This is a genomic window from Dolichospermum sp. FACHB-1250 (assembly GCF_014696335.1).
Taxonomy (GTDB): Bacteria; Cyanobacteriota; Cyanobacteriia; order Cyanobacteriales; family Nostocaceae; genus Dolichospermum; species Dolichospermum planctonicum.
In genome coordinates, this window is record NZ_JACJPZ010000028.1 from 1 (window position 1) to 13350 (window position 13350).

At 38.8% G+C, this 13350-nt stretch carries 11 protein-coding genes and 1 pseudogene; 3 read left to right on the plus strand and 9 right to left on the minus strand.

Going from position 1 to position 13350, the window contains the following annotated elements:
- Positions 1-313 precede the first annotated feature (313 nt).
- From H6F39_RS11580 to H6F39_RS11600, 5 genes are all read right to left on the minus strand, one after another.
- Positions 314-1336 carry a DUF3326 domain-containing protein gene (locus tag H6F39_RS11580; RefSeq protein WP_190396766.1) on the minus strand — a complete coding sequence of 341 codons (1023 nt, stop codon included), beginning with the start codon at positions 1334-1336 and terminating at the stop codon, positions 314-316.
- 44 nt (positions 1337-1380) lie between these two features.
- The gene (locus tag H6F39_RS11585; RefSeq protein ID WP_190372175.1) at positions 1381-1551 is read right to left on the minus strand and encodes a hypothetical protein; all 171 of its coding nucleotides are present in this window, start codon (positions 1549-1551) and stop codon (positions 1381-1383) included.
- 66 nt (positions 1552-1617) lie between these two features.
- Positions 1618-1935, minus strand: a complete 318-nt coding sequence (locus tag H6F39_RS11590) for a 2Fe-2S iron-sulfur cluster-binding protein (RefSeq protein ID WP_190372174.1) — start codon at positions 1933-1935, stop codon at positions 1618-1620.
- A 212-nt stretch (positions 1936-2147) separates the two neighbouring features.
- Positions 2148-3584 carry an FAD-binding domain-containing protein gene (locus tag H6F39_RS11595; RefSeq protein ID WP_190396747.1) on the minus strand — a complete coding sequence of 479 codons (1437 nt, stop codon included), beginning with the start codon at positions 3582-3584 and terminating at the stop codon, positions 2148-2150.
- Between the two features lie 70 nt (positions 3585-3654).
- Positions 3655-4926: a dihydroorotase gene (locus H6F39_RS11600; RefSeq protein WP_190396748.1), complete on the minus strand. Its 1272-nt coding sequence runs from the start codon at positions 4924-4926 to the stop codon at positions 3655-3657.
- Positions 4927-5162: 236 nt separating this feature from the next.
- Here H6F39_RS11600 and H6F39_RS11605 point away from each other — a divergent pair, with 236 nt between their 5' ends.
- Positions 5163-5624, plus strand: coding sequence for a DUF29 domain-containing protein (locus H6F39_RS11605; RefSeq protein ID WP_028090960.1), 462 nt, complete (start codon positions 5163-5165; stop codon positions 5622-5624).
- 172 nt (positions 5625-5796) lie between these two features.
- On the opposite strand, the gene H6F39_RS11610 is transcribed toward H6F39_RS11605, so the two are convergent.
- Positions 5797-7140, minus strand: coding sequence for a histidine phosphatase family protein (locus tag H6F39_RS11610; protein ID WP_190372171.1), 1344 nt, complete (start codon positions 7138-7140; stop codon positions 5797-5799).
- A 143-nt stretch (positions 7141-7283) separates the two neighbouring features.
- Here H6F39_RS11610 and H6F39_RS11615 point away from each other — a divergent pair, with 143 nt between their 5' ends.
- Positions 7284-7883, plus strand: coding sequence for a Uma2 family endonuclease (locus tag H6F39_RS11615; RefSeq protein WP_190396749.1), 600 nt, complete (start codon positions 7284-7286; stop codon positions 7881-7883).
- Positions 7884-7964: 81 nt separating this feature from the next.
- Here H6F39_RS11615 and dapF read toward each other — a convergent pair whose 3' ends face one another.
- Together dapF and H6F39_RS11625 are read right to left on the minus strand one after the other, a co-directional pair.
- The gene (gene dapF / locus H6F39_RS11620; RefSeq protein WP_137908920.1) at positions 7965-8804 is read right to left on the minus strand and encodes a diaminopimelate epimerase; all 840 of its coding nucleotides are present in this window, start codon (positions 8802-8804) and stop codon (positions 7965-7967) included.
- A 145-nt stretch (positions 8805-8949) separates the two neighbouring features.
- Positions 8950-10962 (minus strand): cation:proton antiporter, encoded by a 2013-nt coding sequence (locus tag H6F39_RS11625; protein WP_137908919.1) that lies wholly within the window; start codon positions 10960-10962, stop codon positions 8950-8952.
- A gap of 366 nt (positions 10963-11328) precedes the next feature.
- Here H6F39_RS11625 and H6F39_RS20725 point away from each other — a divergent pair.
- Positions 11329-11544, plus strand: a pseudogene (locus tag H6F39_RS20725) (zinc ribbon domain-containing protein); the annotation flags it as partial.
- A 15-nt stretch (positions 11545-11559) separates the two neighbouring features.
- Here the strand turns inward: H6F39_RS20725 and purD are convergent.
- A complete protein-coding gene (purD, locus tag H6F39_RS11635; RefSeq protein ID WP_190396750.1) occupies positions 11560-12840 on the minus strand; it encodes a phosphoribosylamine--glycine ligase in 1281 nt (426 codons plus the stop codon).
- Between the last annotated feature and the right edge of the window lie 510 nt (positions 12841-13350).

Consider the following 13350-nt stretch of genomic DNA (forward strand, 5'->3'; position numbering starts at 1 on the left):
GAAATAGTTGATAAAGTTATTTCTGTTGCTCTCGATTTGATGAATCCTCAACATTTAAAAAATTGGTTCACTAATTGTTGTTACTGTACCTCATAACACCGGGAAGTGCTGTAAATTAAATTAAATTAATTCATGCTTATCTGCGTTCATCTGCGTTCATCTGCGGTTAATTATTCTAGAAGAAGTATTCTATGGAGTTTCATTTTAGCTCAATCAGAATAATTGTAGGTTGGGTAGAGCTACAGCGAAACCCAACCTAGACAATCATTAACGAAAAATGATTAATATTTGACTATATCTGACTAGATTTTTGTTATTTAAACCTAATACCTGCTTTATGCGCTACTAATAAGCCTACAGCTTCCAAATATGAGTTTACCTGTAAGCTGGGAATTTTTAACTTATGAGCAGAAACCTGTAACAAGGTTTTATTTTCCGTAACTGTAATTATTTGACATTGACTTTGACTTAAACTCAATAAAGCACTACTTCCACAGGATGTGTCAGGAATAATTAAAGCGTCAACCTGGCCTGCCCACAGATCCGTTGATAATGGCTGATAAGATTCTGTATTAATTATAAATTGCGGAGCGTTACTTAAACCAACTAAAACGCAAGGTAAGAATGTATAGCCTAGTTCTTCAGCCGCAGCACGAGGTGATAAATTAGAGGCTGTAGGGGCAGGAGAAAGGGCAGGAGCATGGGCGCAAGGAATTTTAAAGGTACGGACTAATAAATGGCTAATGACGGCTTCAGCACCGGCTAGAGGGTCTACTCCTTGACCTTGGCGATAGTTTTGCAGCGCGGTTTCGTCCATGTCTTCAGGGAAACGGGTAACAACTGCGATCGCTTGGGCTTTTTCCTGTATAATTAACTTTTCAGCAGCCCGTAATAAACTATCAGGATTACCTATTGTTCCCCAACTTGTCCCTGATGAAGAAATCCGTAATTCTACATTTAAATCTGCATCGGTAATTACATGATTTGTAATATCTAACCCTAAAGTTGCCCTGGCTGCGTCCGCTACCTGCAAGTGTCGCAGCATTAATTCCGGATCAATACCCTGGTCTAAGAGTAAACCTACCCTATTGCTACGAACAGGACGTAAACCCCATTCTCCAGCGGCAAATTTGTCTAAACCATAACCTTCTACATAGAAAGCGTTGGGAATATTCCAGTATAAGCTTGCACCATTCATGACATTGGGGTGAGTAATCAAGCGATCGCATACCTGTGATATAATTCTCGCTACTGGTAATGCGTCACCAGCATAACCGCCAATTGCTGCCCCAATGCCAGTGGGTATAATTAAAATGACCGTGTATGGTTTTTGAATGGGTATCACAGGTTCTTTATTTCGCGGTAGACGCGAAGAATAATCTAAACAGTAACTACAGCCTCTATAGTTGCGGTTTGTTGGGTTTCGTCAATAGCGGTAATAGCCCAACGTAGGGGTTCACCTTGTTTTTGTAATTCCGCTGTAATAGCTTTTTCTAATTCAGTGGGGGTTTCTTGTAATTCAATTTCAGCGGTAATAAAATGAGTTGTCATTATTCTAAATCCTTTGTATTGGTAATCTTGAGTATAGAAGGACTTGATGGTAATTGGCAACTATATCTACCCCTTTCCAAATTGCTTATCATAAACTATTTCTTCCTTACCTGTTTCAATTTTCACATCAGATAATGGCTTAGAAACACACAGGAGCGCGTAGCCTTGTTTTTGCAGTTCTGGACTTACACCCATTCCCTCGCTTTGATCTACAGACCCTGCTAATATTAATCCAGCACAGGTTGTACAAACACCAGCATGACAGGAAGCAGGTAATTCCAAACCCGCTGCTTCGGCTACTGATAAGACTGCTTCACCTTCTGGAACTTGCAGGGTATATATTTTACCTTCGTGATTGATTTCTACGGTGTAAGTTTTGGACATATACAATAGCAGCTTTTGGGAACGGACAAAAAATTAATTGTATTTAACAATATATAGCAATTTTGTCCAATTTGGGAAAATTTATTTTTTTTAGAAAAGATGAAAAATCTTAGACCAAGTATTAGCAGAAATATCCAGATGAACATAATATTATCAACAAATAACATCCTGTACATCCTTAAATCATGGAAATCCTGATTCAGACAAAGAAATTAAGTAACGGCTTTTTGTTGTTGATATATTTGCTTAAATAAAGCTTGCTGTTTTTGATGATCAACAATTGGTTTAGGGTAATTGACGCGATGATATTCTAGAGGCGGAATTTTTCCAGTTACTAAATATGCCGTATCTAAAGAACGTAATTCCGGTATCCATTGACGAACATAAGCTGCTTCCGCGTCGAATTTTTGGGTTTGACTAGCTGGATTAAAAATGCGTAATGGTTGGGGGTCCATACCACTAGAAGCACTCCATTGCCAACCTCCATTATTAGCAGATAAATCACCATCAATGAGTTTCTGCATAAAATATTTTTCTCCCCATTGAGGATTAATTATTAAATCCTTAGTCAAAAAACTGGCAACTATCATTCTACATCTATTGTGCATCCAACCAGTTTCATTTAATTGACGCATAGCAGCATCAACTATAGGATAACCCGTTTTACCCTCACACCAAGCTTGAAAATAAGTTTCGTTATTGCGCCAGGGAAATGTTTTAAAATTATCTCTATATGCACCATTAGCTAATGTGGGGAAATGGTACATAGCGTGTTGATAAAATTCCCTCCATGCTAGTTCTTTTTGCCATGTTTGGATACTAGCATTTACTTCCTCACTATTACTATTTGCTAACGCTTCTATGGTACTTTGCCAAATAGTTCTAATACCAATAACACCGAACTTCAAAGCAGCACTTAATTGAGATGTTCCCTCAATAGCGGGGAAATTGCGCTGTTCTTGATATTCATTAATAGGATCATGGGTAAAATTTTCTAATTTTTCTTGTGCTGCTAACTCTCCAGGATTAATGATTAATTCCCTATCCCAAATAAAACCTAGATCTTCGGCAGTAGGTAAATTGATTGTTCCAGATTTTTCGGCTATTTCTTGTTCTTCTGCTGTGAGATTTTGCAGATTTTCTAAAGTTTTAACTGGTTGAGATTTTGGTTTACTATACCAATTTTTCCAGAAAGGAGTATAAATAGTATAGGGAGTTTTTGCACCACTAAAGATTTCCGTGGGAGAGTGAAGTAACTGATCCCAATTGTAGTTAAGAAACTCAATTCCTGCGGTTTTTAAAACATCAATTACCGCTAAATCCCGAATTTGTGAATAAGGTTCAACATCCCAATTCCAAAATACTGCTTTAGCATTTAAAGCCACTGCTAATTGAGGAATTGCCACAACGGGATCATTTTGCAAAATTAATAATTGACTACCTGCTTGTCGGTATCTTTCTTGAAGGGATTGTAAACAACCAATCATATATTTTACCCTAGCAGGTGCAATATCATCACCTTCAAGAATTTGAGGATCTAGACAAAATACACCTACAATCTTGGGAGTTTTTTTTCTGGCCGCAGCTAGTCCTGTATGGTCAGAAATACGTAAATCTCGACGATGCCAAAACAAAATTAAATCAGACATTGAATAATAACAATATGTTCCTGTAAAGTAACCAATAAAATCTTTTTTTGCTCTGATTCATTACCAAAAATCAAAATAGATTTTCAGAAAAAACTTGCACAACCCGACCTATAATTTCTTTACCAAACCAAGGAGTATTAAAAGAAAGTGTCTGGAGATTTGCCTGATTTACATTCCAAATTTGCTGAGGATCAAATAATGTCAATTCAGCTTTTTCACCCGGTTGAATGGCTTTAACCTCCTGTTGTAAACAAGTCGCTGGTTGATGACTCAAAACCCGCCATAATTCCAAAGGTGTAAATTCTCCAGTGGCCACAAGATTTTGCCATAATAGGGGTAATGCCAATTCTAACCCAATTGCTCCCGGTGGCGATTCCGCAAAAGCTTGAACTTTTTCCTCGTAAGTATAGGCTGCGTGATCAATTGCGATCGCATCTATTATACCTGTTCGCAAACCTTCCCGTAAGCATAGCATATCTTGGTAATTTCCCAAAGGCGGATCTAAATGTAAGGCAGTGTGGTAACTTCTCATGGACGTTGTATCAAGTAAAACGTGCATCCAGGTTGTACTAGCGGTAATAGGCACACCTTTAGATTTAGCTTCAGCAATTAATTGTACGCTACGGGCAGTAGAAACACGCATAATATGGACTGGTGTACCGATATCTGCGACTAATTCTAATAAAGCTGCAATAGCCGTTGTTTCCGCACTAGCTGGCATCGGGGGTAAACCTAAACGCAAGGCTTCTGCACCTTCTCGGATCATACCATTAGCTGCTAAATGGCGATCGCAAGGCCAAAAAGCCACAGGTTTACCAAAAGGTTGAAGATACTCCAAAACCCGTCTAACTATCCCCAAATTTTCCCAAGGTTTACCATCAGTAAAACCCACAATTCCCGCAGCGGTTAAATCTGATACTTCTGTTAATTGTTTACCTGCCAAATCTAAAGTAATTGCTCCCCAGATGTGAAGACTGAGGGAGACTTTTTCCCGATTTCGGTATTGTTGTAACTGTGTTACCAAAGCAGGTTGATCAATAACTGGTAATGTATCAGGTAAAACGCAAATTCTAGTAAAACCACCAACAGTAGCAGCTTGTAAAAGAGAACTTAAAGTTTCTCGTTCTTCAAAACCAGGTTCACCGGAATGACTATATAAATCAACCAATCCAGGACCGATAACCAAACCTCGACAATCGCGGACAGACGTATCTGTAGTAAAATTTGTAATTTGTGGGGCGACATCTTGAATATAACCATCAATAATTAACACATCGGCTACTATGTCAGTTTTTTGGAAAGGATCGATTACTCTTACTTGTTTTAATAGTTCTTTTGTCATGAAAAATATTACTTATCAGTCTTTTAACCGTTGTCTATTCTACTGTTTGATCATGCAAATTAGACGTTTTAGCCATAACTTCAGTATTAAAATATAATATAGGTGTTTTTTGTAACCTATATCCTCATAATTCACATTTCCGACTTCTAGCCAGAAATCATCATTTATTCACAATTTTTTATAACTTAGGTTAATATGGAAATTATCATTATAATAATTGTTGTATTTCCACTGATATGCTTGAACCTCTCCATGATCAAGATTTGCAAAGTTGGATTGAATCAACAATTCAACACCTTAAAAATCGTCAATTTGAGGCCCTTGATATTGAATATCTAATTGAGGAATTAAATGATTTGGGTAAATCGGAAAAAAATGCACTTACAAGTAATCTTATGATCTTGTTAGCTCATTTGCTAAAGCTAAAAGTCCAAGATGCTCCAGATAGTATGAAAATGAGTTGGTATCACTCAGTTATTGAACATCGTCAACGAGTTTTAAACAATTTAGAAAATACTCCTTCTCTCAAAAGTTTTCTTTTAGAAGCTATAAATAAAGCCTATTCTCAAGGACGTAAATTAGCAATTAAAGAAAGTAAATTTGCTGCTTTTGGAGTGCGTATTGCTGATGAAAGTGAATATCCTGATATTTGTCCATTTTCTGTTGAGCAAATATTGGATGAAGATTTTTATAGTTAGTGAAAATACGCTGCATTTTTCGGTTTAGCGATACATGATTTATTCTTTCCTAACTCCTGTGTAAATCCTAAAATCTATGCACAGCTAGATCAATCAAAAGTACGAGTCAGGGTAATTCATCAATTACCCCAACAACTTAGCAAATTATCAAGCGCAAATTATCAAGCGCAAACTATAACGCCCCAGCGGCAGTTTTATCCAGTACACTATTACTTAAATGTCCAGTAATATTCATTGCTTGCAGAACCGGATAACCTTGACTACCAGCAGGATAATCAATCACACTCACAGCACCATTACCTTGACGGAAATTCCAGAAATTTTCTCCTGATAAACCGAGAATATGGCACAATAGAGTTTTATTAGTCGCATCATGAGCGACGACCAAACCTAGTTGTAATTGCTGAGATTCGGCGGTTTTAATTATCGTATTCCAATCACTAACACTGCGTTCTCTTACCTGTTCTAGGTTTTCTCCTTCTGGCATCTGTACTTCTGCGGGTATTGTACGCCACTTTTCTAATTCCCCGGGAAATTCCCGTTCAATTTCCGATTCAAATTTACCTTCCCACAGTCCATGACTAATTTCTCTTAAACCGGCAAACAGTTGCAAGTTTAAACTAGGATGATATTTTAAAATAATTTCCGCCGTTTCCTTGGGACGGGACATAGTGCTACTAACCGCAAAATCAATATTCACATCTTTGAGAAATTCTGCGGCTTTTGCGGCTTGATTTCTGCCATTATCATTGAGGGGAATATCAATTTGTCCTTGAAACTTACCTTGACGATTCCATTCAGTTTCACCATGACGCACCAACAATAATCTTACCCCTTGATGACCGGGACGCAAAGAAGGGAAGGTTTCACCCAGATGTTGGGTTTGATTCATAGATTCTAACTGTACTGGTTCACCCAAACCACCAGCAAAATTTAAAACACTAATTCCGCAGTTAGACTGTTGTAAACAATGGTAACGACTGGGGGAAATGCCCAAAGCAGTGCTAATTAAGGCGCGATTAATCCCATTATGACCAACAATGAGGATAGTTTCACCTTGGTGCTGGGGGAGAATCTCTTGCCAAAATTGTTTAGCTTGGGCATATAATGCTAAAACTGGAAAATGTTCTTTAGTTTCGGAATTTTCCTGTAAAACCATGCGAAATTCATGGGGAAGTTCCTTCCAGATGCGGTAATCTGCTGTTAACTGTTCTTTGACCTCACTCGTCGTCATTCCTGCCCAAAGCGGTAAATCAACTTCCACCAATTGTTCATCAATTTGAATTATGGGAGCTTGTGTAGCCAATTGACTGCGGATAATTTCCGCTGTTGATTTTGCCCGTTGCAGGGGACTACTATAAATAGCTTGAAATGAAATACTACTGAGGGCTTTACCTGCTTTACTGGCATCATCACAGCCCTTTGGGGTTAAAGATGACGCATCAGTACGCCCTTGAATACGTTTTTCTATATTGTAGGTACTTTGTCCATGACGCACGATGATCACACGGGTCATTTTTTTACTTTCCTCTTAAATAGCACTAATTTTACTACAAAATGTACCAGCAAGTCAGAATCAGGATATCCAGGATTAAAGGATGAAAACTTTGTATAATCATTGATATTAGGATATTAGTTTCATCTGTGGAGTTAAATCTAATGACCCAAACTACAACCACAAATTTAGAATTAATTCAGCCTTCAGCTAATCATCAGACCTTGACAGATGAGCAATTTATGTTATTGAAGGAAAATGATAATCTTTATGAATATGTGAATGGAGAGCTAATTATTGTGGCAAATTCAGGTGTAGAACATGGCTACTTAGCTCTTACTCTGGGATATTTTTTAACAGGTTTTGTACGTAATTATAAGCTCGGTATAACTTGTGATTCTAGCACTGCTTTTAAAATGAAAACTGGTAACAAAAGATCGCCTGATCTGGCCTTTATTTCTAAAGAAAGGTTACAAGGTTTAAAGCGATTACCCAAGGGTTTTTTTGATGGCGCTCCTGATTTAGCTGTAGAAATTATTTCTCCTAATAACACTTTTGAAGAAATTCATCATAAATTAGTAGAGTATTTTGAAAATGGAACTCGTTTAGCATGGGTAATATTGCCAGACGAAGAATGTGTATTGATTTACCGCAAACCTAAGCCATCACAGCTTTTGCAATTGGAAGATAGTCTTGATGGAGAAAATGTTATTCCTAATTTTAATCTTCCTTTGATAGAGTTATTTCAAGAATTGTCTTTTTAGATACAGCTGCTGCAAGCAGATCGCCTACAATAATTCTGTAGACAATCGCTTATATTATTTAGAACTCAAAACAGGCTCAATTTAATATTTACCTGTAAATACCCGTTCTGCAGGTCCTGTCATGTAAATCCGGTTGTCAATTTCTGACCATTCGATTTCTAAAGTCCCACCGGGTAATTCAATCATAGCAGTGCGATCGCATTTATCATTCAATACTCCTGCTACTAAGGACGCACAAGCACCAGTGCCACAAGCGAGGGTAATTCCCGCACCCCGCTCCCAAACGCGCATTTTCAAGTAGTTGCGATTTACGACTTCAATAAATTCTGTATTGGTTTTCTTAGGAAATACCGGATGATTTTCAAATTGGGAACCAATGCTTTCTAAATCAACTGCTGCAACATCTTCTACAAATGTGATACAGTGAGGGTTGCCCATGCTGACACAGGTAACATCCCAAGTTTTCCCGGCTACTTCTAAGGGATGATTAATGACTTGAAGCCCACTAGATGCTAAATTAGTAGGAATTTCCTCTGCTAATAATCGCGGTTCACCCATATCTACTTTTACTTGACCATCATCTGTGAGTTGGGGTACAATCACACCTGCTAAGGTATGAATACTATATTTATCTTTGGTACGGTTAATGCCTTCTAATTCTGTCAAAAATACCGCTAAACAGCGAATCCCATTCCCACACATTTCTGGTTCTGAACCATCGGAGTTAAAAATCCGCATAGTGTAGTCCGTGCCATTTTGTCCAGGAAGGGCAAAAATAACACCATCTGCACCGATACCAAAATGGCGATCGCACCACTGTACCGCTTTCTCTGGTGTCAATACTGGTGTTAATGAGGAACGGTTATCAATGAGAATAAAATCATTACCGAGTCCGTGATACTTAGTAAATTCGATGGCCATTTGTTGTTTTTTGATAAGTCAAAGATTCATTAATTTTATGCAGTATTTTGTCAATTGTCAGTTGATGTGATAATTTTAATGATTACGAATATATGACAGCCAATCAATTTGATATAGGACTACCCAGCATTCGTCAAAATCCTTTCTATTTAATAGTGATTTTCCCCTCAGCAAAGGCGATTAAAGCATTAAGTTCCTGGTTTGATCCTACCACCAACAAGCGATCGCCTAAAAGAAATGTAGTTTGATGATTAGGATAATCGATTTCTTCACCATCAGCACGACGAATAGCCATTAAACTGACTCCAGTTAAATAACGCATATTCACTTCTTCTAAAGTCATCCCAATTAAAGGAGAATTTGCTGGTAAATCATACCAACGACGATTCAGATCACGAGTCACCTTTTGTAAATACTGAGAAACTTCAGCAGCAGAACGTTCAGGACGTAAATCTAAATAATGATTTTGGCGAATTTCCTGGATTTTCTGTTGTACCAAATCTGGCAACAAACCAACCGCAATTAATAGATGATTTGCCATTTCTAAACTAGCTTCAAATTCAGGTTGTATTACTTCCTTTGCTCCCAATTGATAAAGAACTTCAATATTTTTATCTTGAGTAGCACGGACAACTGTATCTAATTCTGGACATAGTTCTAAAGCCCGTTTTAAACATAGTCGAATACTTGCCGGATCTGGAAGAGCAATGGCCATACCTTGAGCGTGACTTACTCCAGCAGTTTCTAATACATGAAGACTGACAGAATTACCATAAACATAGGGTATACCCGCTTCCCGTAACTGCTGAATACGACTTTCCGATTGGTCAATAACCACCACAGGTAATTGATATTGCTGTAACAACTTCACCAAATTCTGACCAATGCGGCCATAACCACAAACTACTATATGATTCTTCTGTGGTAAATCTGCCGATAAATCAAGAGCTTGATCATTGACTAAATAGGGTTTAAGCCAAGGAATAGATTCCGCAAAATCGAATAAAAAAGGTAATAATCGCAGGATAAAGGGAGTTAACATTAAAGTAACAGCCGTAGTTCCCAAAATTAGTAAATATATGCGCCGAGAAACCAAACCCAAAGCTTGTCCTTCACTAGCGAGAACAAAGGAAAATTCCCCAATTTGAGCTAGTCCCAAACCAGCAATTAAAGCAGTTTTTAAAGGGTAGCGAAATAGCCTGACTAAAGGAGTAATAATTAAAAACTTACCTACAAAAACCAAAGCCACTAATCCGAGAATTAACTCCAGATTTTGCCACAAAAATACCGGGTCAATTAACATCCCAATGGCTGCAAAAAACAAACTAGCAAATATATCGCGTAAAGGTTCAACAATAGTTAAAGTTTCATCAGCATATTCTACCTCAGAAATCATCAAACCAGCGACAAATGCGCCCATTTCAATGGATAACCCTAAATATTCTGTTAAGAGCGCAATTCCCAAACAGATTGTTACCACACCTAATAAAAATAACTCCTTACTTTCCGTACCAGCTAATAACCTTAATAACCGTGGAATTAACCAAATTCCCGCCGCATAAGCGCCAGCCGCAAATAAACCAATCTTCACCAAAGCCATAACCACGGCCACACCAATAGCTTCTCCTGGTTGATGGAGAGCAGGTAATACAGCTAACATTAATCCTAGAGCCAAATCCTGGACGACAAGAATCCCCAACATTACCTGTCCGTGGGGTGTTTCCGTTTCATTGCGTTCCATGAGACATTTGAGGACTACAGCAGTGGAAGACAAAGACAAAATCGAACCCAGAAACACACCTTTAGCGGGTAAAGTTCCCCAAGCTCCTGTAACACCACACACGAACACAGTGACGAGAATAGTGAGGATAATTTGTAAAGTACCACCTCCCAGGGCGATCGCCTTAACTTTCTTCAGTTCCGTCAAAGAAAATTCCACACCCAAAGCAAACAACAAAAAAGCCACCCCAAACTGGGCTAAAGTTTCCACCTGGACAATTTCCTTAATTAATCCCAGTCCAGTAGGTCCAACAACCATACCACCGATGATATATCCTAGTAACACAGGTTGCTTTAAAAGTGCCGCTAATAGACCACCGCAAGCTGCGACAGCAAACACCGAAACCAAATCAACAATTAAGCGAAAATCTTCTTGCACCTTTTTGAATTAATAATTATCAACAACTATATAGATTCAGCATACAAAGTTTTGTCCCTTTGCGGCGCAAGTTGGGATACAATTTGGGATACAATCACAAAAAAATTTGGACTGACCAAAAATCTGGGATACAAGCCCCGTCCACTTCGGCAAGCTCAGTGCATCGCTTTTAGGACGGCTTTATGTTAGAATTTGGTTATAGTCGCCTTATGGCATTGGGAGACTTTAAACGGACATGGAGGGACGATAAGACCACTTGTGGCGTGTTCCAGTGAAGTGTCAAGAATCATCGCACCTTCAGGTCGGTGAGTATGTCAACACCCAAAAGTGATCAAGTCCCCACAGACGAAATTTATCAGAAAACGCCGTAATACCCCATCAGTTAGAACTCATGTTTGTAAATGTGGGTGCATACTTGACCGTGACCACAATGCTGCAATTAACATCCTAACTAAAGCACTAAAACAAACTGGCTATGATCTAAGTACGGTGGGGCGCACCGGAACTTCTAACGCTTGTGGAGAGATGACCCTCTACCCAGACTTGGTAACAATTGAAACAAGAATCCCCGTCCCTTTATAGGGCGGGGAGCGTCAATTACCCGTTAGAAACCCGATAACCAATATCCCGACGATAATACATCTGATCAAATTCAATTTCTTTAATACCTGCATAAGCTTGAGCTAAAGCTTCCTGGAAATCCGCACCGATTCCAGTTACATTTAACACTCTACCGCCATCCGTAATAATTTCCTGGTCTGCATTTAATTTTGTCCCCGCATGAAACACGGTCGCCCCGGCCATATCTGCTGCTACCAAGCCATTAATTACCTTACCTTTGACATATTCTCCCGGATAACCCCCAGAAGCAGCCACTACTGTCGCTGCTGCACCTTGTTTCCAAGCAATTGGTGGCATATCCGCCAAGCGCTGTTCTATACAAGCCAAGATCAGATATTCTAAAGGTGTTTCCAGTAACGGTAAAATTACCTGGGTTTCAGGATCACCAAACCGACAGTTAAATTCTAAAACCCGAAAATCACCATCAGGTGTAATCATTAACCCAGCATACAAAACGCCTCGGTAGTCAATTCCCCTAGCTTGTAAAGCGGAGATAGTTCTTTCTAATACCTCTGTTTGCACTCTTGCCATTAACTCCGCTGTGGCAATGGGCGCGGGAGCATAAGCACCCATACCTCCAGTATTGTCTCCAGTATCACCTTCACCGACACGCTTGTGATCCTGAGCAGGTAACAACGGCCGAATTGTTAAACCATCAGTTAGAGCTAAAATTGATACTTCTTGTCCCAGTAAACATTCTTCAATTACCACATAATTACCAGCAATGCCAAACTGTCCTTGAAAAATCGCCTCAATGGCTTGTTCCGCTTGGGCAATATTTTCGGCAACTGTGACACCTTTACCAGCAGCTAAACCATCGGCTTTGATCACAATGGGCGCTCCTTGGTCATGAATGTATGCCTTTGCTGAAGCTGCTTCCGTAAATACCGCAGCTTTGGCCGTAGGAACTCCCGCTTCTGCCATTAATGCTTTAGCCCAGGCTTTACTCGCTTCTATTTGCGCCCCGGCTTTGTTTGGACCAAATACCATTAAGCCTTGATTTTGCAGATAATCAGTAATTCCCTGAGCTAAAGGCACTTCTGGACCGACAACTACTAAAGAAATACTATTAGCGATCGCATATTCACTGATACCTGCAAAGTCATCTACCGCTAGGGACAAGTTTTGACAACCTTGCATAGTTGCTGTACCCCCATTACCCGGCACACAGACAACTTCCTCAATTTGATCAGATTGTAGCAATTTCCACGCTAGAGCGTGTTCCCGTCCCCCATTCCCGATAACTAAAACTTTCACTTATTTCCTCGCGCGTAATCAAGCAAAACGAGAATATATGATACCATTTTCAATTGTCCAAGCTGGTAATCTGGCTAGATTTACGGTTTGTGTGTCAAACGAGCGAACTGCTTGCAGCAGCGCTTCGCTATCGCACAATTATAATATCAATATTATGCTCTTAGTTTTATCCTAGATGCTATTTATCAGATATATTATTCATCATGGCTGTATGATAAGCTTAAATTATATAAAATCAATAATACTTTTGATATTTATAACTTTTAGCAATTTGCCTTTATATTTCCTTAATAATTAATTGAGAATCTTTTCTATTTATCAACGAGGTTGCTATACTTTCAGCGATTTGCTATAATTTCAGAGAATTTCATAATTGGGTTATTATTGTCAATTTTGGATCTTTCAAAAGATGTCAGTCTCCAACCCCTTTATTTACAATGGTTTCAGAAATAAATTTCCCAAGCTGATACAAAACTTTACAAAATTAATAGCTATTCCTTCAACAATTTT